The organism is Streptomyces paradoxus (assembly GCF_014202475.1).
Taxonomy (GTDB): Bacteria; Actinomycetota; Actinomycetes; order Streptomycetales; family Streptomycetaceae; genus Streptomyces; species Streptomyces paradoxus.
This window is the reverse complement of sequence record NZ_JACHGV010000003.1, coordinates 70,656-88,854: the sequence shown is the minus strand read 5'-3', so window position 1 is coordinate 88,854 and position 18,199 is coordinate 70,656. Positions and strand designations below refer to the sequence as shown.

Genomic DNA, 18,199 nt, shown 5'->3' with positions numbered 1-18,199 from the left:
AGTCGTATCTAATGGTGTTCGCTATCGCAGACACAGTAGTGAGCGCCCGGATCAGGGTGAGGGTTAGGGGCCATGAGCGGAAGTTCGGCAAAGCCGAAGCGGAGGAAAGCGGCTGGTCCTGCCTTGCGGTACGAGCACAGGCAAGGGCGTCCGCCGTCCCTTCGCAGGGTGAAGACCAGTGTCGGGGAGCGCCTGTTCGGCTGCATGGTGCTGCCCGGCTTCGTCGCCCTGCTCATGCCGTTGGTCTTCTTCGACATGTACTGGGGCCATGAGCTCTGGGGCGGCTTCGCTCCCGCGTGGCCCGGCGGTGGTTACTTCTTCGCCGGGACCGTCGGCGCCCTGGTGCCGATGGTCCTCCTCGCCTGGGTGGCGCCGCTGACGCGGATGAACTGGAAGAAGAGCAAGGCGCGTTCGCTCGCCTGGGCGGCCGCGTCCCTGCCCGGGCTGGCCGCCGGGTACCTGGTCGCCGGGGTGATCAGCACAACCGTGCGGCCCAAACGGCGCCGCAACTGGGACTCCGACTGTTATAGCGAGGGCGGCCCCTGCTGGGTGCACGTGCACTACCCATGGCTGTGGGTCGTCGGTCTGGCCTCCACCTTCGCGGCGGCCGCGCTGCTGATCACCTTGCTCGTCAAGCTCAGCCGCAAGACGCCCCCTACCGGACCTTCGACATCCGGGCCTGAGGCCGGCCCGACTCCGCGCTCTGCGAGCGGTACTGGAGGTCGTCGCCCACCGGCTTGAGGTGGACGGTCGTCTTCGCCGGGTTGCAGCCGCTGTGATTGGTCTTCGCGCCGACCGACGTGGCGACGAGCTCCGTCTTCGTCACCTGCTTCAGGGTGAGTACGTCGACACAGACGCCGCCGAGCGGGTCGGTCTGGCGGAGCTTGCCCAACTCCCCTCCGGCAGTGACCTGTCCGACGGTGATGCGGAAGGTGCCGAGGGGCAGTCTGCCGTCGAGCGCGACGCCCTGGCCCTCCCAGGTTCCGAGGTACGCGGCGGGCACCGTACCGGAAGGGGCGGAGCTCGCGTTCGCCGCCGGAGGCGAGTCGGACCCGCTGCCCGCGTCCGCGTCGTCCTGGCCGCCGCGCCCCGGCAGCAGGTCGAACACGAACACCGACCCGATCGTGACGGCCGCCATCGCCCCCGCGACCGCCAGCGCGACGGAGCAGCTCAGTCTCCGCACGCGCCCGCCGCTCTCGCCCTCCGGCGTGGACGTAGCCGCGACGGAGACGGTGACCCTGCCGGGCCGCCGGCCGGAGGCCGGGGCGGTGTCCTGCGGGTGGTCGGGGTCCCGGGGTTCGGGTACGGCGGCGACGTGGGGAGCGGGTGGCGTCACCGGGGGCGGGGTCACCCCGGAGGTGGTCACCGCTGACGGCGTCACCCCGGGCGGTGGCATCACCGGCGGCGGACCGAACACCCCGGTCCCGTCGCTCCCGGCCGCGTCGCCCCCGGCCGCGTCCGGCACGCCCACCGAGGGGCTGCTGAAACCGACCGGACCCGAAGGCGCCACAGCCCCCGCCCCGGCCCCTGTCACCTCCAGGTTCAGCAGCCGCACAGCACTCCGGCTCACCTGCTCCACCAGTGCCCCCGGCAGCCACCCGCCCGCCACCAGCCGGGCCGCGCCCTCGGGGGCCAGGCGGCGGGCCAGCTGCTCGGGGGCGGGCCGCTTGTCCGGGTCCTTCGCGAGGCACTCCGCCGTCAGGCCCCGCAGCTCCCCTTCCAGCAGGCCGAGTTCCGGTTCCTCGTGGACGACCTTGTAGAGCAGGGCGGCGGAGGAGTCCCCGGGGAAGGGCGGCAGGCCGGTCGCCGCGTAGGCGAGGACCGCGCCCAGGGAGAAGACGTCGGCCGCGCCCGTGACGCCGCTGCCCAGGATCTGCTCGGGTGACATGTAGCCGGGCGAGCCGATGGACACGCCGGTGGAGGTGAGGGACGCCGTGCCGTCCGTGGCCCGGGCGATGCCGAAGTCGATCAGCAGCGGGCCGTCGAGGGTCAGCAGGACGTTCGACGGCTTGACGTCCCGGTGCACCAGCCCCAGTTCGTGCACCGCCGCCAGCGCCTCGGCCAGCCCCGCGCCCAGCGCCCGTACGGTGTGGGCCGGCAGGGGCCCGCCGTCGGCGACCGCGGCCGACAGCGACGGACCGGCGGCGTACGCCGTCGCCACCCACGGCACCCGCGCCCCCGGGTCCGCGTCCAGGACGGGCGCCGTCCAGGCTCCGCCCACCCGGCGGGCGGCCTCGACCTCGCGCCGGAAACGCGACCGGAACTCCTCGTCCAGGGCGAAGTGCGGATGCACGATCTTCACGGCGACCGTACGGCCGCCGGCGCTGCGGCCGAGGTAGACCCGGCCCATGCCGCCGGAGCCCAGCCGGCCGAGCAGCCGGTAGGGCCCCACGACGGTGGGTTCGTCGACGTCGAGCGGCCGCATGGGCGTCACCCCTCCCCCGCGGGCAGGCGGGGACGGCTCCGGTCCCGGTACGCCTGCACCCCCAGCAGAGTAGTGCGGGAGCACCGCCCGGCTCACGGCTGGAGCAGGTCCACCTTCACATCGGCCGGGAAGCCGGTCGTCGGGCCGACCCGGCGGGCGAACTCGGCGACCGCCGCCAGCTGCGGGCCGCCGAAGCGGAAGTCGAGGGTCGTGAAGTAGCGGGCGAGGGTCTCCTCGTCGAAGGCCTCCCAGCGGGCGGCCTGCTCGGCGACCTTGCCGACCTCCTCCAGGGAGAGGTTGCGGGAGTCGAGGAAGGCCTCGTGCACCCGGCGGGTGATGACCGGCTCGCGCTCCAGGTAGTCGCGGCGGGCCGCCCAGACCGCGAAGACGAACGGCAGGCCCGTCCACTCCTTCCACAGCGCGCCCAGGTCGTGCACCTGAAGGCCGAAGCGCGGCCCGTCGAGCATGTTCGCGCGCAGCGCCGCGTCGCCGATGAGGACGGCGGCGTCGGCCTCCTGCATCATCAGGCTGAGGTCGGGCGGGCAGGTGTAGTAGTCCGGCTGGACGCCGAAGCGCTCGGCGAGGAGCAGCTGGGCGAGGCGGACGGAGGTGCGGGAGGTCGACCCGAGGGCGACGCGGGCGCCGTCGAGCCGGTCCAGGGGGACCTGCGAGACGATCACGCAGGACATGACCGGGCCGTCGCAGCCGACGGCGATGTCGGGGAAGGCGACCAGGTCGTCGGCGTGCCGGAGGAACTCGACGAGGGTGATCGGACCGATGTCGAGATCGCCCTGCACCAGCTTCTCGCTGAGCTTCTCCGGGGTGTCCTTGGAGAGCTCGAAGTCGAGGAGCGTGCCTGTTCTCGCGAGCCCCCAGTACAGGGGCAGGCAGTTCAGGAACTGGATGTGGCCGACGCGCGGCCGGGTGCGAGGATTGTCCACATCGTGAGGCTAGCCCTCACGGCGTACGGACCGGCGCGCGACCCCGCCGCCGGGGTGCGGCGTCCTGTGGACGCCCCCCTCCGCCAGTCGGCCGCGGGTTGTTCAAACATTCGGGTGACGTGATCTTGACCCCTATTGCATTCCGGGGGCTGCGTGCTAGGCTCGTCGCAAGTTGCAGTTTGGTTTCCCTTGCAGTACAGAGCCTGCGGAGCATGTGACCGCGGGCTCTCGTCATTCACAGACATATGCACTTGTGCGGAATTCATCTTCACACTTGCTGGTTCTGGAGCAGGGCAACCCTTTTGAAGCCCAAGGAGGGCTTATGGCTACCGGAACCGTGAAGTGGTTCAACGCCGAAAAGGGCTTTGGTTTCATCGCCCAGGAGGGCGGCGGCCCCGACGTCTTCGTCCACTACTCCGCGATCAACGCGAGCGGCTTCCGCTCTCTCGAGGAGAACCAGCAGGTGTCTTTCGACGTCACGCAGGGCCCGAAGGGCCCGCAGGCTGAGAACGTCACGCCGGTCTGATCTGTAGTACCCAAGGAGCCCCGCGCCGCAAGGCGACGGGGCTCCTGCCCTTTCCGGGCCCGGCCCGCCGGTGAATTCCCGGCGAATTCCGGCCGTGGGACGATGGGCGGATGCGGAAAGATCAGGAGAACAGCGGAGAGGCCGGCGGCACGCCCGCCGAGAAGGCCATGGCCACGGGCCTGTCGGCCGGCCTGTCCCTCGGCACGGCGATAGGGATCGCGCTCGGCATGACCGTCTTCGACAACCTTGCCCTGGGTCTTGCCCTGGGCCTTGGTTTCGGCACGGCGATCGGGGCGGGGGTGGGTATCGGCGCCGGGCGGGGCCGCTCCTGAAAGACGGCGTCGCGCTAGGGTCCGCGGCCATGACCGACGCCGCTGACTTCGTGACCGAGACCCGCGTTTTCTACGACACCGTGGCCGAGGAGTACGCCGATCACTTCGGTGATCTGCGACCGGGGACGCCCCTGGACCGGGGCGTGCTCCACGGTTTCGCTGGGCTCGTGGGCGAGGGGGGCGAGGTCGCCGACCTGGGGTGCGGCCCCGGGCGGGTGACGGCGTACCTGGCGTCGCAGGGGCTGTCGGTGTTCGGGCTGGACCTGTCGGAGTCGATGCTCGCGATCGCCCGCCGTGAGAACCCGGGCCTGCGGTTCGTGCGGGGCTCCATGCTGGAGCTGGATGTGCCGGACTCCTCACTCGACGGTGTCGTGTCCTGGTACTCGATCATCCACACCCCCGAGGAGCACCTGCCGGCCCTCTTCGCCGGCTTCCACCGCGTCCTGCGCCCCGGCGGGCATCTGCTCCTCGGCTTCCAGTTCGGAGACGAGCCCCGCCGCTACGAGGAGGCCTTCGGCCACACCGTCTCCCTGACCTTCCTCCGGCGCCGGCCCGAGCATGTCGCCGCCCTGCTGCGAGAGGCCGGTTTCACCCTTCGCGCGCAGACGCTGCGCGAGCCGGACGCGGCAGGCGGCGAGCCGGTCGCCCAGGCGTCCATCGTGGCCCGCAAGCCCCCGGAGACAGCGGTCTGAGCGTCCCCGAGGACGCGTCGCGCCGGGGAGGACGGAGCAGCCGACGCTCTGCGGACACCCCTGGGCACCACCCCGGCACCCCGCCCTTGAGCGGCCTCCGCAGCGGGTGGCCCGCTCCCCGGAGCGGCCCCGCTGCCGGCCACGCACACCCGAGCCGCAGGCCCCCGTACCCCCGGCCTCCGGCCCCCGGCTCCCAGCTCCCAGCTCCCAGCTCCCAGCCCCGCCTTACAACACCCCCGCCACATCCCTCGCCGCGATGTACCCGAACGTCATCGCCGGGCCGATCGTCGAGCCCGCGCCCGCGTAGCTGTGGCCCATCACCGCCGCGCTGGCGTTTCCCGCCGCGTAGAGGCCGGGGATGACCGAGTCGTCCTCGCGCAGGACCCTGGCCCGGGCGTCCGTGCGGAGGCCGCCCTTCGTGCCGAGGTCGCCGGGGACGATGCGGAAGGCGTGGTACGGCGGCAGCCAGAGGGGGGCCAGGCAGGAGTTGGGGAGGACCGACGGGTCCGTGTAGTAGTGGTCGTAGGCGCTGTCGCCGCGGTGGAAGTCGGGGTCCTCGCCCTCCCGCGCCTGGGCGTTGAAGCGGTTCACGCTGGTGCGCAGGGCCGCCGCGGGGACGCCGATGGAGGCCGCCAGCGCGTCGAGGGTCCACTCCTTGTGCGCCGCCCCGGACGCGTACCAAGAGTCGGGGAAGGGCAGCGTCGGCAGGACGTCCTTGAAGAGGTACCGGTTGCGGTAGTTCTGGTCGGTGATCAGCCAGCACGGGATGGCCGGGTCGGTGTCGTGGACCTCGTACATGGTGTGCACCACGTCGCTGTAGGGCGCGGCCTCGTTGACGAAGCGCCGGCCCGAGCCGTTCACCAGCAGCCCCCCGGGCAGGGTGCGTTCGGCGAGGCAGAAGTAGGGCCGGCCGGGGATCGGGATCGCCGGGCCCCACCACGCGTCCTCCATCAGGTCGAGTGCCGCGCCCAGCCGCTCCCCCGCCCGGATGCCGTCGCCGGTGTTCTCCTTCGCCCCGACGGTCCACTCCGTGCCGATGGGCTGCCGCTGGAAGCGTTGCCGCATCGCCGCGTTGTGCTCGAAGCCGCCAGAGCCGACGATCACGCCCCGACGGGCGCGGACCAGGCCGGGAGTGCCGTCGCGGGTGACGACGGCTCCCGTGACCCTGCCGTTCTCGACGTGCAGGTCCGTCAGGGGGGTGCCGAGCCAGACGGGGACCCCGGCCGATCGCAGGCCGGCCCGCAGGCCCGCCGCCAGCGCCTGGCCCATCGTCAGGGGCTTCTGGCCGAGTGTCGCCGCCTTCGCGCCGCGGGCGAGGCACTGGGCGGCGACGGCCGCGCCCCGGGCGTTCACGGCGGCCAGGGCGACCCACTTGTAGTCGGCGCTGAAGACGACCATGCCGGCGGGGACGTCCATGTACGGCGGGTTCAGGTGCGCCAGCTCGGCACCCAGGAGGTTGCCGTCGAGCTGGTCCGGCTCGATGGAGCGGCCGTTCGGGAGGCCGCCGGGCAGCTCGGGGTAGTAGTCGCTGTAGCCCTCCATCCAGCGGAACCGGAGTGGGCTGTTCGCCATGACGAAGGAGATCATCGGCGGGCCGTGGGTGAGGAAGGCCCGCTGCCGGCCGGCGGGGACCTCCGGGCCGACGACCGCGGCGAGGTAGGAGGCGGCCTTCGCGGGGGTGTCGGGGACCCCGGCGGCGAGGATCACGGAGTTGTTGGGGATCCAGATCCCGGCACCGGAGCGGGCGGCCGAGCCGCCGAAGGTCGGCGCCTTCTCCACGACCACACAGCTCAGGCCCTGGCGCGCGGCGGTCAGCGCGGCGGTCATGCCGGCGGCGCCGGAGCCGATGACGACGACGTCGTACGTGCCGAGCGGGGGTAAGTCGGCCGCCCGGGCGCCCTGTTGGACCCCCGCGGCGACCGCGACGCCGGCACCGGCGGCCCCGGCCAGCAGTCGTCTCCGGGACGGGCCTTCGGCGGTTCCTGCGGTGTCCGTGCGAGTGGTCATGGACGCTCCAGCCCGACGAGAACGCGAAAGGGGTGGGGAATGTCGCGCGGGGGTCTTGCGAAGTCAAGACCCGTGCGGCACCCGCCGCGCGTTGCCGGCGGCGCGGGCGGCCCCGCGAAGGCCCCTCCTGCGCGACCTGGCCCCTCCTGCGCGACCTCGCGACCGCGTGGCGGGCCGTTCGGGGGCCCTGCGCGACCTTGCGGCCGCGGCGCCGGAAAGGCGGGCGAGGCGATCGCGCCGCCCACGCCCGGCGGGCCCGTTCGGGGCCCCCGCGACCTCGCGGCCGCGCCCGTCCGGAGGAGCGGGAGGCACGGACGCTACTCGAGGCCGATGGCCGCGCAGTCCGCCCGGTACTTGGCGGTGCAGATGTCCTTGACGGTGTACACGCCGTCCGTGATCACCGTCTCCTTGATGTTGTCCTTGGTGAGGGCGACCACCGGCACCAGCATCGCCGGGATGTTCTTCTGCGCCGGGCTGTCGACCGTCTCCCGGGTCAGCGCGGCGAACTCGATGGAGCGGCCCTGGACCTTGGCGACCGCGATCTTCGCGGCGTTGGTCGCCTCCAGCAGGAAGGACTTGTACACGGTCATGTACTGCTCGCCGGAGACGACCCGCTGCACCGCGTCGAGGTTGGCGTCCTGCCCGGTCACCGGCGGCATCTTCGTGGCTCCGGCCTCCTGGAGCGCCTCGATGACGGCGCCCGCCATGCCGTCGTTGGCGGAGTAGACGGCGGCGATGTCGTTCAGCCCGACGGCCTGGATCGCCTCCTTCATGTGCTCCTTGGCGATCGCGGGCTTCCACTCCTTGGTGTCGTACTCCTTGACGATGTTCACCTGGCCCCGGAGCTCGCTGAGCGCGCCGTCCTTGAACCGTGCCGTGTTCGGGTCGCCGGGGTCGCCGTTCATCATGACGACCTTGCTCTTCTGGGCCTTGTCGCCGAGTTCCCCGATGATGGCGCGGCCCTGGACCTGGCCGACGAGCTCGTTGTCGTGGGAGACGTAGGCGTCGATCGGGCCCTCGGCGAGCCGGTCGTAGGCGATGACGGGGATGCCGGCGTCCTTGGCCTTCTGCACGTCGGGGGCGATGCTCTTGGAGTTCAGGGCGTCGACGAGGATGACGTCCACCTTGTCGGCGATCATCTTCTGGAACTGGCTGCTCTGTCTGGTGACGCTGGCCTCGGCGTTGGCGTAGCGGACCTTGCCCTTGTTCTCCGTGAGGGACGCGACCTCCTGCTTGATCAGCGGGTAGTCGAACTTCTCGAAGCGTGCCGTGTCCCGGTCGGGCAGCAGCAGGCCCACCGTGATGTCGTTGCCCTTCTTCGCGGCGGTGTCGTCACTCCCGCCGTCGCCGCAGGCGGCGAGGGACACGGCCGATACGGAGACCGCCAGGGCCATGGAGATACGCCGCACGGCGGCCTGACGGGTGTTGCGCGCTATCACTGGTGGTGCCTTCCGATGGGGGGAGCATCGTGACGAGGTGGTCGAAAGCCAACGGGCAGACGCCGTGCGTCGTCAATAAGCACGTGTGAAGAGATCGCAAAGGTGCCTCACCGCGTGTACAGACCCTCCACTTCCGTGGCGAAAGCACGCAGCACGGCCTCCCGGCGGAGCTTCATCGACGGGGTCAGATGGCCCGCCTCCTCGGTGAAGTCCTCGGGGAGGATGGCGAAGCGGCGGATGGACTCCGGGCGGGAGACCATCTTGTTGGCCTCGTCGACGGCTCGCTGGAGGACGGCGCGCAGTTCCTCGTCGTCGACGAGGAGCGTGGCGGGGACGGGGTGTTTGCCGTTCATCTGGCGCCAGTGGGTGATGCCGTCCGGGTCGAGGGTGATCAGCGCCGAGACGAAGGGGCGGCCGTCGCCCAGGACGAGGCACTGGGAGATCAGCGGGTGTGAGCGCAGCCAGTTCTCCAGCGGGGCCGGGGCGACGGACTTGCCGCCCGCGGTGATGAGCATCTCCTTCTTGCGGCCGGTGATCGTCAGATAGCCCTCGTCGTCCAGTTCGCCGAGGTCGCCGGTGGCGAGCCAGCCGTCGGGGGCGGCGGGGACGACGCCGCCGGCCTGCGGGTCCCAGTAGCCGCGCAGCACGTGGTCGCCGCCGACGAGGATCTCGCCGTCGGCGGCGATACGGACGCGGGTGCCGGGCAACGGCCAGCCGACGGTGCCCAGCCGGGGCTTGAGGGGCGGGGTGACGGTGCTCGCGCCGGTGGTCTCGGTCAGGCCGTAGCCCTCGAAGATCTCGATGCCGGCGCCGGCGTAGAACGCGGCCAGGCGGCTGCCGAGAGGGGAGCCGCCGCAGATGGCGTAACGGACCCTGCCGCCCATGGCGTTGCGGATGCGGCGGTAGACCAGGGGGTCGTAGAAGGCGCGGGCGGTCTTGAGGGCGCGGGAGGGGCCGGGGCCGGTGCCCGTCTGCTGGGCCTCCAGGGCCTCGCCGTAGCGCTGCGCCACCGCCGCCGCGCGGTCGAACGAGGAGACCCGGCCGCCCGCCTCGGCCTTGGCGCGGGCCGAGTTGAAGACCTTCTCCAGCATGTACGGAATGGCGAGCAGGCAGGTCGGCCGGAAGCTGGCCAGGTCCGGGAGGAGCCGGTCGGCCTTGATGCTGGGGGCGTGGCCCAGCCGGACGCGGGCCCGGATGCAGGCGATCGCCACCATGCGGCCGAAGACGTGGGACATCGGCAGGAACAGCAGGACCGAGGCCTCTTCGCTGGTCCTCGCCCGGAAGACGGGGTAGAGCAGCTCGATGGCGTTGTCGACCTCGGCGAAGAAGTTGCCGTGGGTGAGCGCGCAGCCCTTGGGGCGGCCGGTGGTGCCCGAGGTGTAGACGAGGGTGGCGATGGTGTCGGGGCCGAGCATGCCGCGCCGCACCTCGACCTCCTGGTCGGGCAGGTGGGCACCGGTTTCCGCAAGCCGGTCCACGTGGCCCTTCTCGACGACCCACAGGTGCTTGAGGTCGGGCAGGCGTTCGCGCTCGGGGCCGAGGGCGGCGGCCTGCGCGGCGGTCTCGGTGACCAGGGCGACCGCGCCGGAGTCCTGGAGGATCCAGCGGGCCTGGAAGACGGAGGACGTGGGGTAGACGGGGACGGTGACCAGTCCGGCCGCCCAGGCGGCGAAGTCCAGGACCGTCCACTCGTAGATCGTGCGGGCCATCACGGCGACCCGGTCACCCGGCATCAGGCCCTCGGCGATCAGGCCCTTCGCCACGGCCCGTACCTGGTCGGCGAACTGTGTCGCCGTGACGTCGTTCCAGCGGCCGTCGGCGTCCTTGCGGCTGAGCACCACGGCGTCCGGATGGGCGTTCGCGTTGTCGAAGGGCAGGTCGGCGAGCGAGCCGTGCGTCCACGGCGGGGCCAGCGGCGGTACGGAGGCCTCCCGTACCGCCCCGTCCATCCGCCGCACCTCGGGCTCGACCAGGACCGGTCCGCCGTACGCGTCGCCGTAGGCGGAGGAGGGATACGCAGTGGACACGGGCGGCTCCTGGGGCGTGCAGCGAAGGACTGCTTGCTGCATGACGTACGTGCCTCGCACGCCGAGGCGCTCAACCGGCTGAAACCCCAGAAAGGGGTTACTGACGGTAGGAACGGGATCGTACGGCGCTCACGTGGCGGGTTTGTGCGAATTCGGGGATGGTCCGGAGCCAGGCCTGTGCAATCTCGGGGGTTACGTGAGGACCCTTCAGGTTCTGCGGCCCGTGATGGTCAGGCCCGTTCCAGGATCGCGGTCACCCCCTGCCCGCCCGCCGCGCAGACGGAGATCAGGCCGCGGGCGGGGGCGTCCCGTTCGGCGAGGAGCTTGGCCAGGGTGGCGACGATCCGGGCCCCGGTGGCGGCGAAGGGGTGGCCGGTCGCGAGGGAGGAGCCGGCGACGTTCAGCCGGGCGCGGTCCACCGTGCCCAGGCCCCGCTTCTCCCAGGCGGCGAGCGTCGCGAGCACCTGGGAGGCGAACGCCTCGTGGATCTCGACGAGGCCGAAGTCGTCCAGGCCGAGGCCGGCCCGCTCCAGCATGCGCGGGACGGCGTGGGCGGGCGCCATGAGCAGTCCGTCCTCGCCGCCGGCCACGTCGCCGCCCACGAAGTCGACGGCGGCCGTCTCGTACGCGGTGAGGTACGCGAGCGGCTCCAGCCCCCGCTCCCGGGTCCACTCCTCGCTCGCCAGCAGGACGGTGGCCGCGCCGTCCGTCAGCGGGGTGGAGTTCCCTGCCGTCATGGTCGGGTCGGGATGGCCGAGCCCGAACACCGGTTTCAGGGAGGCGAGTTGCTCCACGGTCGAGCCGGGGCGCAGGTTCTGGTCGCGGGCCAGGCCCCGGAAGGGGACCACCAGGTCCTGGAAGAAGCCGCGTTCGTACGCCGCCGCCAGCCGCTGGTGACTGGTGGCCGCGAGTTCGTCCTGCGCCGCGCGGGGGATGCCCCGGGAGCGGGCGGTGACGGCGGCGTGTTCGCCCATGGACAGGCCGGTGCGCGGCTCGCCGTTGCGCGGGATGTCGGGGACGAGGTGGCCCGGGCGCACCTTCGCCAGGGCCTTCAGGCGGGCGCCGGGCGACTTGGCCCGGCGGGCCTCCAGGAGGATGCGGCGCAGGGAGTCGTTGACGCCGAGCGGTGCGTCGCTGGCCGTGTCGGCGCCGCCCGCGACGGCCGATTCCGTCTGGCCGAGGGCGATCTTGTTGGCGGCGGCGATGACGGCCTGGAGGCCGGTGCCGCAGGCTTGCTGGATGTCGTAGGCGGGGGTGCTCGGGTGGAGGTGCGAGCCGAGGACGGTCTCGCGGGCGAGGTTGAAGTCGCGGGCGTGCTTGAGCACGGCCCCGGCGACGAACTCGCCGACCGCGCCGGGCTCCCGGAGCCCGTACCGCTCGACCAGGCCGTCGAGGGCGGCGGTGAGCATCTGCTGGTTGGAGGCGGTGGCGTAGGGGCCGTCGGAGCGGGCGAAGGGGATGCGCGCTCCGCCGACGACCGCCACGCGCCGCACCGACGTCGACAACCGCTGGGGGCTCATCTCGACCACCTCATCTCGACCCGCTCCTCGTCCGTGACATAGCCTTACCTCCGGTAACCTTACTCCAGAGTAAGCACAGTGGGGCTTCAGTGAGCCCCTTCAGCGAGCCCGTCGTCGGGAACTGGGAGTCGTCATGGCCGACCGCTATCTGCGCTTCACCGGCACCGCGCCCGGCCGCTTCCTCACCCGCAGGCTGGGCCTGCCGCAGCCCGCGCCGCTGATCCGCTGGTCCCCGGAGCGGCCCGCCCTGGACGGCGGTCTGCTGCACCTCACCGCGGGCCGGTCCGCCCTGGGCCTGGCACCGGTCCTGGCCCGCACGGGGATCGGCCCGGCCGGCTCCGGCCGTGCGGCGGCCGTCGTCCTGGACGCGACCGGGGTGCGGACCGTCGAGGACCTGGCGGAGGTGCACGCCGCCCTGCACCCTGCCCTGCGGTCGGTGGCGGCGAGCGGGCGCGTGGTCCTGCTCGGCGCGCCCCTCGACCCCGCCGACCACCACCAGGCCGCGGCCCAGCAGGCCCTGGAGGGTTTCACCCGCTCCCTCGGCAAGGAGACCGGCCGGGGCAGGACGGTGAACCTGGTCCGGCTCACGGACGCGGCCGCCGCGGAGTCCACGCTCCGTTTCCTGCTGTCGCCCAAGTCGGCCTACGTCAGCGGGCAGGTGATCGAGGTGGGGGCGCCCCAGGAGGCCCCTCCGCCCGACTGGGACCGCCCCCTGGCCGGCCGCACCGCCCTGGTCACCGGCGCCGCCCGGGGCATCGGTGAGGCGGTCGCCGAGACCCTCGCCCGGGACGGTGCCCGGGTCGTCGTCCTCGACGTGCCGCAGGCCGAACAGGACGCCCGGCGGGTCGCCGAGCGGCTCGGCGGCACCGCGCTGCTGCTCGACATGACGTCCGCCGACGCGGGCGCCCGGATCGCCGAGGCCCTGCCCGACGGCCTCGACCTGCTGATCCACAACGCGGGCATCACCCGCGACCGGCGCCTGGTGAACATGCCGTCCGAACGCTGGATCTCCGTCCTCGAAGTGAACCTGGCGAGCGTGCTGCGCACCACGGACGCCCTGCTCAAGGAGGGGACGCTGAAGCGCGGCGGCCGGATCGTCGCCACCGCCTCGATCGCGGGGATCGCGGGCAACGCCGGCCAGACCAACTACGGGGCGAGCAAGGCGGGCGTCGTCGGCCTGGTCCGCTCCCTCGCGCCGCGCGCGCTCGCAGAGCACGGCGTGACTATCAACGCGGTCGCGCCCGGGTTCATCGAGACGAGGATGACGGCCGCCGTCCCGCTGTTCATCCGCGAGGCGGGCCGCCGGATGAACTCCCTCGCCCAGGGCGGTCTCCCGGTCGATGTCGCCGAGACCACCGCCTGGCTGGCCCACCCGGCTTCGGGCGCGGTCAACGGCCAGGTCGTCCGCGTCTGCGGCCAGAGCCTGCTGGGGGCGTGATGACCGGCCCCGACGCCCTCGTGCTCACCGGGCCTCCCGCCCTCGCCCCGCTCCTGGCCCGCGGCGCTCTGCTCTCCCCCTTCAAACGCCCCCGTTCCGACGCGGAGTTCCCCCGCACCCGACTCGTCGTGCCGGACCTGCGCGTCGACCTCGCGCGGCTCGCGGCGTACGAGCGGGTCTGCGGGTTCCCCGTCGGAGAGGACGCGCTGCCGGTGACGTATCCGCATGTGCTCGGCTTCCCCCTGGCCATGCGGCTGATGAGCGGCCGGGACTTCCCGCTGCCGCTGCTCGGCCTCGTCCACACGTCGATCACGGTCACCCGGCACGAGCGGATGTCACCCGGCGGCAGGTACGAACTCTCCGTGCACGTCGAGGGGTTGCTCCCACACCGGCGCGGCACGGAGGCCACGGTCGTCACCGAGGTGCGCCGCGGCGGTGCCGTCGTCTGGGAGTCGAGGAGCACGTACCTGGCCCGGCACCGCACGGACCGGCCGACCGCGGTGCCCCGGGAGCCGGAGGCGCGCACACCGCTGCCACCGGTCGACGAGTGGCGGCTCGCCGGGGATGTCGGGCGCCGCTACGGGGCCGCCTCCGGGGACCGCAACCCGATCCACCTGCACCCGCTCACGGCCCGACTGTTCGGCTTCCCCCGGGCCATCGCCCACGGCATGTGGACCGTGGCCCGCTGCCTCGCCGAGCACGGCGTCCCCCAGCACTGCCATCTGCGCGCGGAGTTCCGGGCACCGGTCCTGCTGCCCGGGACGGTGACGTACGCGGCGCGGGACGGCCGGTTCGAACTGCGCGGCCCGGAGGACCGGATCCACGTGACGGGGGACGTCTATCCGACGTGAGGGCCCGGCGGCTCCTCCGGAGGTGCCCAGGGCCGCCCGGCCATGAGGTCGCCGAGCCCCGCCCAGGCGAAGTTCATCAGCGTGGCCGCGGCCTGCCGGGCGGTGACGCCCGGGGTGGCGTTGGCCCAGGCGGCCAGCGACTCGGCGGCGCCGACCAGGGCCTCGGCGAGGCCGGCGACCTCGCGCTCCGGCAGGTCGGGATCGCGGTGGGCCTCGCGGGCCCCGGCGAGGATCAGCTGGGTCACGAACGCGACGATCTCCTCGCGCATCGCGGTGACCTCGGCGGCGAACGGCTCGCCGTGGGTACGGGCCTGGAGGTGCAGGACCGACCACGCGTCCGGGTTCTCGCCGGTGTGCGCGAAGAAGGCGCCGAGGCCCTCCCAGAGTTGCCGGTCGGCCGGCAGGTCGCGGCGGACCCCGGCCCGTACCGCCTCGACGAGGGCCCCCGCCTCCCGGCGGATGCAGGCGGTGAAGAGGTCTTCCTTCGAGTTGAGGTACAGGTACACCAACGGCTTGGACACACCGGCCAGTTCGGCGATCTCGTCCATCGACGCGGCCATGTAGCCCCGTTGGCCGAAGATCTGCACGGCGGCGTCCAGCATCTGCTGTTCACGGACCGCGCGCGGCATCCGCTTGGTCTTCACGGCACCCATACCGCTTAGCGTACGGGCCCCCTGGAGGGCCCTCGCCCGGTGAACCGGGGAAGGACCGCCCAGGGGGCCCGTCAGTTCTCGATGCCGGCCGGCCGTCAGGCGGTCGCGGGGACCGGCTCGGCCTTGTCGCGCGGCTCGTCGAGCGGCTCGTCCAGGGAGGAACCGTCGGCCGTGGCGTACGCGTCGCGGTCGAGCAGGTTCTCGCGGGCGGAGACCAGAACCGGGATCAGCGCCTGCCCGGCCACGTTGGTCGCGGTGCGGATCATGTCCAGGATCGGGTCGATCGCGAGGAGCAGGCCCACGCCCTCCATCGGCAGGCCGAGGGTGGACAGGGTCAGGGTCAGCATGACCGTCGCGCCGGTGAGGCCGGCCGTGGCGGCGGAGCCGACCACCGAGACGAACGCGATCAGCAGGTAGTCGCCGACGCCCAGCTGGATGTCGAAGATCTGGGCGACGAAGATCGCGGCGATGGCCGGGTAGATCGCGGCGCAGCCGTCCATCTTGGTCGTCGCGCCGAACGGCACGGCGAAGGAGGCGTACTCCTTCGGCACGCCGAGCCGCTCGGTGACCTTCTGCGTCAGCGGCATGGTGCCGACCGAGGAGCGGGAGACGAAGGCCAGCTGGATCGCGGGCCAGGCGCCCTTGAAGAACTGGATCGGGTTGACCTTGGCGACGGTCGCGAGCAGCGTCGGGTAGACGCCGAACAGCACGATGAGGCAGCCGACGTAGATGTCGGCGGTGAACGTCGCGTACTTGCCGATCAGGTCCCAGCCGTAGGTGGCGATGGCGTAGCCGATGAGGCCGATCGTGCCGATCGGGGCGAGCCGGATGACCCACCACAGCGCCTTCTGGAGCAGGCTGAGAACCGACTCGCTCAGGGTGAGGATCGGCTGGGCCTTCTCACCGAGCTGGAGCGCGGCGATACCGGCGACGGCGGCCATGAAGACGATCTGGAGCACGTTCAGGTCGGTGAACGGCGTGATGACGTCGGTCGGGACGATGCCGGTCAGGAAGTCGATCCAGGAACCGGTGCTCTCGGGCTTCGCGCCGTCCTTGGGCGTGAGGCCGGTGCCGGCGCCCGGGTTGGTGACCAGGCCGATGATCAGGCCGATGCTCACCGCGATCAGCGACGTGATCATGAACCAGAGGAGGGTGCGCGAGGCCAGGCGGGCCGCGTTGTTGACCTTCCGCAGGTTGGTGATCGAGACCAGGATCGCGAAGAAGACGAGCGGGGCGACCGCGAGCTTCAGCAGCCCGATGAAGGTGTCGCCGACCTTCTCCAGGGTCGTGACCAGCCAGGACACGTCCTGGTCGCGGGCGAGCCAGCCGAGCAGCACACCCAGAACGAGGCCGGCGAGTATCTGGGCCCAGAAGGGCACCTTGAAGGACTTCGTGTGTGAGGACACGGACTGACTCCGTTGGGGGACGCGAGGGGGGAACTGACGTGGGAGACGACGGGGGGTTGCGTTACGTCAGGGACGACAGAAAGCGGACGCGCACCGACAGAGATCCACGTGCAGCCGCGCCACGAGCGGAGCGCTCAGAGGCGAGTGGGGCGCGACTGCTGACTTCATACAACGACCTTAACACCTGAGCTTTGAGGACCCCAAAGCCTGGCTTTGACAGGTGACGACGCACACACACCCATACAACGCAAAGCGCCCCGTTTCCGAGCATGTACGGAAACGGGGCACCGGAACGCGAGTGAGGGACCCTACGAGGCCTGCCCCTGGGCCCGGGTGGTGTCGTCGGCCACGTCCTCCTGGCTGCGGTTGGCGTCCAGGTTGGCCTTCATCCGGTCGACCCGCCGCGCGACCTGGACCGACGCCCGGTCCCGCTCCTTGCGCAGCACGACCAGGCTGATCGGCGCGGAGATGAGCAGGGCGAGAGCCACGATCCACAGCCCGTTGCTGTTGCCGAGCCCGCGCGGGGCGATCCCGGAGTAGACAGCGCCCCAGACGACCACGAGGCAGCCCACGAAGATTCCGAGGCGCATCAGCGTGTAGCGGAGCATCTCAATCCACTCTTCCGGTTTCGAACGGCCAGAACGCACCCAAAGGGGCACCGTCCAGTGAAGCACGCCGTACGGCCGATCTTGCACGGGGGTCAATCCAGCGGCAGCAGCATGATGACGTCCTCCCGGTCGTCCCCCGGGGCCACCCGGATCGCCCCCGGGATCCGCCCGACCTCCTTGTAGCCGCAGGACTCGTAGAACCGCTCAAGACCGAGGCCGCCCCGGCAGGTCAGCCGGATCGCCTCGATCCCGTCCATGTCCCTGGCCACGCCCGCGGCGGCGGCGAGCAGCTCGCGGCCATAACCCTTGCCCTGGTGGCGCGGGTGCACCATCACCGTGTAGAGCCACAGCCAGTGCGTCATCAGATGGTGTGTGTTGAAGGTCAGGAACGCGGTCGCCGCGACCCGCCCCTCCCCGTCGTGCCCGACGAGCAGCTTGGCCCGGCCGTCCGCCATCGACGCGAAGTGCTGCACCAGCGCGGGGCGGATCTCCTCCCGCGTCACCGGCGGCACGTACCCGACGGCCCCGCCGGCGTTGGAGACATCGGTCCACAGGTCGAGCAAGCCGTCCCGCAGCTCGGGGGTGACGGCGGGACCGAGCGTGAAGGTAAGGGGCATGGATGGATTGTAGCTATTACGACAAGGCGTCCGCCGCCACGCGCAGGTCCGACACCAGCCCCCGGTACGCCGCGTCCCGGTCGTCGGACCGCAGCACCGAGGACGGATGCACGGTCGGCACCAGCCGCTCGGGGCGCCCGTGGATCTCCTCCTCCAGCACCGTCCCGCGCACCTGCGTGACCCGGAACGAGGACCCGAGCAGCGCCTTCCCGGCGGTGGCCCCCAGCACGACGATCAGCTCCGGCTCCACGACCGCGAGCTCCGCGGCCAGCCAGGGCCCGCACGCGGTCATCTCCCGCAGGTTCGGAGCCTTGTGGATCCGCCGCTTGCGGGGCTCGGCCTGCGTGAACTTGAAGTGCTTCACGGCGTTGGTGACATAGGCCTCGGAGGGATCGATGCCGGCCTCCTCCAAGGCCCGGTCCAGCAGCTTCCCGGCCGGCCCGACGAACGGCTTCCCCTGCCGGTCCTCCTGATCCCCGGGCTGCTCCCCCACGAGCATGACCCGGGCGTCCGTGTCACCGGCCCCGAACACGGTCTGGGTGGCGTCCCGATGCAGCGGACACCCCCGGCATTCGGCAGCGGCCTTCCGCAGGGCAACAAGCCCGCCCCGACTGGGAACGAACGGTTCGGCGCTGTAGGCGTCCTCAGGCGCCTTGGTGGCAACCATGCCCTCCGGGTACCCACCCCAGGGGCGCGGGGAACTGCGCGACCAGCCCC

General features: G+C 72.1%; 17 protein-coding genes and 1 pseudogene. 6 read left to right on the top strand and 12 right to left on the bottom strand.

The annotated features are described in order from the left end of the window. Nucleotides 1-168 precede the first annotated feature (168 nt). Nucleotides 169-741, top strand: coding sequence for a hypothetical protein (locus tag HNR57_RS10045; protein ID WP_184559077.1), 573 nt, complete (start codon nucleotides 169-171; stop codon nucleotides 739-741). Here the strand turns inward: HNR57_RS10045 and HNR57_RS10040 are convergent. Together HNR57_RS10040 and HNR57_RS10035 are read right to left on the bottom strand one after the other, a co-directional pair. After that, on the bottom strand, nucleotides 656-2,425 hold the full coding sequence (locus HNR57_RS10040) for a serine/threonine-protein kinase (RefSeq protein WP_184559075.1): 1,770 nt from the start codon (nucleotides 2,423-2,425) through the stop codon (nucleotides 656-658). The genes HNR57_RS10045 and HNR57_RS10040 overlap by 86 nt on opposite strands. Nucleotides 2,426-2,517: 92 nt before the next feature. Next, a complete protein-coding gene (locus tag HNR57_RS10035) occupies nucleotides 2,518-3,366 on the bottom strand; it encodes a menaquinone biosynthetic enzyme MqnA/MqnD family protein (RefSeq protein ID WP_184559073.1) in 849 nt (282 codons plus the stop codon). Between the two features lie 322 nt (nucleotides 3,367-3,688). Between HNR57_RS10035 and HNR57_RS10030 the strand changes: the two genes are divergently transcribed. From HNR57_RS10030 to HNR57_RS10020, 3 genes are all read left to right on the top strand, one after another. Then, nucleotides 3,689-3,892 (top strand): cold-shock protein, encoded by a 204-nt coding sequence (locus tag HNR57_RS10030; RefSeq protein WP_003992177.1) that lies wholly within the window; start codon nucleotides 3,689-3,691, stop codon nucleotides 3,890-3,892. 110 nt (nucleotides 3,893-4,002) lie between these two features. Continuing rightward, nucleotides 4,003-4,224 (top strand): glycine zipper domain-containing protein, encoded by a 222-nt coding sequence (locus HNR57_RS10025; RefSeq protein WP_184560435.1) that lies wholly within the window; start codon nucleotides 4,003-4,005, stop codon nucleotides 4,222-4,224. Nucleotides 4,225-4,253: 29 nt separating this feature from the next. Continuing rightward, nucleotides 4,254-4,916, top strand: a complete 663-nt coding sequence (locus HNR57_RS10020) for a class I SAM-dependent methyltransferase (RefSeq protein ID WP_184559071.1) — start codon at nucleotides 4,254-4,256, stop codon at nucleotides 4,914-4,916. A gap of 225 nt (nucleotides 4,917-5,141) precedes the next feature. Here HNR57_RS10020 and kstD read toward each other — a convergent pair whose 3' ends face one another. The 4 genes from kstD to HNR57_RS10000 all read right to left on the bottom strand — a co-directional run bounded on the left by kstD (nucleotide 5,142) and on the right by HNR57_RS10000 (nucleotide 11,909). Further along, nucleotides 5,142-6,923 (bottom strand): 3-oxosteroid 1-dehydrogenase, encoded by a 1,782-nt coding sequence (kstD, locus tag HNR57_RS10015; RefSeq protein WP_184559069.1) that lies wholly within the window; start codon nucleotides 6,921-6,923, stop codon nucleotides 5,142-5,144. A gap of 317 nt (nucleotides 6,924-7,240) precedes the next feature. Beyond that, a complete protein-coding gene (locus HNR57_RS10010; RefSeq protein WP_184560319.1) occupies nucleotides 7,241-8,317 on the bottom strand; it encodes a sugar ABC transporter substrate-binding protein in 1,077 nt (358 codons plus the stop codon). A gap of 152 nt (nucleotides 8,318-8,469) precedes the next feature. Then, complete coding sequence (locus HNR57_RS10005; protein ID WP_184559067.1) at nucleotides 8,470-10,389, bottom strand: AMP-dependent synthetase/ligase; 1,920 nt, start codon at nucleotides 10,387-10,389, stop codon at nucleotides 8,470-8,472. 230 nt (nucleotides 10,390-10,619) lie between these two features. Then, a complete protein-coding gene (locus HNR57_RS10000) occupies nucleotides 10,620-11,909 on the bottom strand; it encodes an acetyl-CoA C-acetyltransferase (RefSeq protein WP_184559065.1) in 1,290 nt (429 codons plus the stop codon). Between the two features lie 133 nt (nucleotides 11,910-12,042). On the opposite strand from HNR57_RS10000, the gene HNR57_RS09995 reads away from it, so the two are divergent. Both HNR57_RS09995 and HNR57_RS09990 read left to right on the top strand, forming a co-directional pair. Continuing rightward, complete coding sequence (locus HNR57_RS09995) at nucleotides 12,043-13,347, top strand: 3-oxoacyl-ACP reductase (protein ID WP_184559063.1); 1,305 nt, start codon at nucleotides 12,043-12,045, stop codon at nucleotides 13,345-13,347. Beyond that, a complete protein-coding gene (locus tag HNR57_RS09990; protein WP_184559061.1) occupies nucleotides 13,347-14,198 on the top strand; it encodes a MaoC family dehydratase in 852 nt (283 codons plus the stop codon). Before HNR57_RS09995 ends, HNR57_RS09990 begins: the two co-directional genes overlap by 1 nt. Here the strand turns inward: HNR57_RS09990 and HNR57_RS09985 are convergent. From HNR57_RS09985 to HNR57_RS09965, 6 genes and pseudogenes are all read right to left on the bottom strand, one after another. Beyond that, the gene (locus HNR57_RS09985; protein ID WP_033309102.1) at nucleotides 14,186-14,851 is read right to left on the bottom strand and encodes a TetR/AcrR family transcriptional regulator; all 666 of its coding nucleotides are present in this window, start codon (nucleotides 14,849-14,851) and stop codon (nucleotides 14,186-14,188) included. The two genes, HNR57_RS09990 and HNR57_RS09985, sit on opposite strands and share 13 nt — an antisense overlap. A gap of 95 nt (nucleotides 14,852-14,946) precedes the next feature. Continuing rightward, entirely contained in the window at nucleotides 14,947-16,257 is a 1,311-nt protein-coding gene (locus tag HNR57_RS09980) for a dicarboxylate/amino acid:cation symporter (RefSeq protein ID WP_184559060.1), read from the bottom strand. A 66-nt stretch (nucleotides 16,258-16,323) separates the two neighbouring features. Continuing rightward, nucleotides 16,324-16,383: pseudogene (locus HNR57_RS40855) on the bottom strand (putative leader peptide); the annotation flags it as partial. A 182-nt stretch (nucleotides 16,384-16,565) separates the two neighbouring features. Next, on the bottom strand, nucleotides 16,566-16,865 hold the full coding sequence (locus tag HNR57_RS09975) for a DUF4229 domain-containing protein (protein ID WP_184559058.1): 300 nt from the start codon (nucleotides 16,863-16,865) through the stop codon (nucleotides 16,566-16,568). Nucleotides 16,866-16,957: 92 nt separating this feature from the next. Then, the gene (locus tag HNR57_RS09970) at nucleotides 16,958-17,482 is read right to left on the bottom strand and encodes a GNAT family N-acetyltransferase (protein WP_184559056.1); all 525 of its coding nucleotides are present in this window, start codon (nucleotides 17,480-17,482) and stop codon (nucleotides 16,958-16,960) included. Nucleotides 17,483-17,498: 16 nt separating this feature from the next. Beyond that, on the bottom strand, nucleotides 17,499-18,149 hold the full coding sequence (locus HNR57_RS09965; protein WP_184559054.1) for a UdgX family uracil-DNA binding protein: 651 nt from the start codon (nucleotides 18,147-18,149) through the stop codon (nucleotides 17,499-17,501). Nucleotides 18,150-18,199 lie beyond the last annotated feature (50 nt).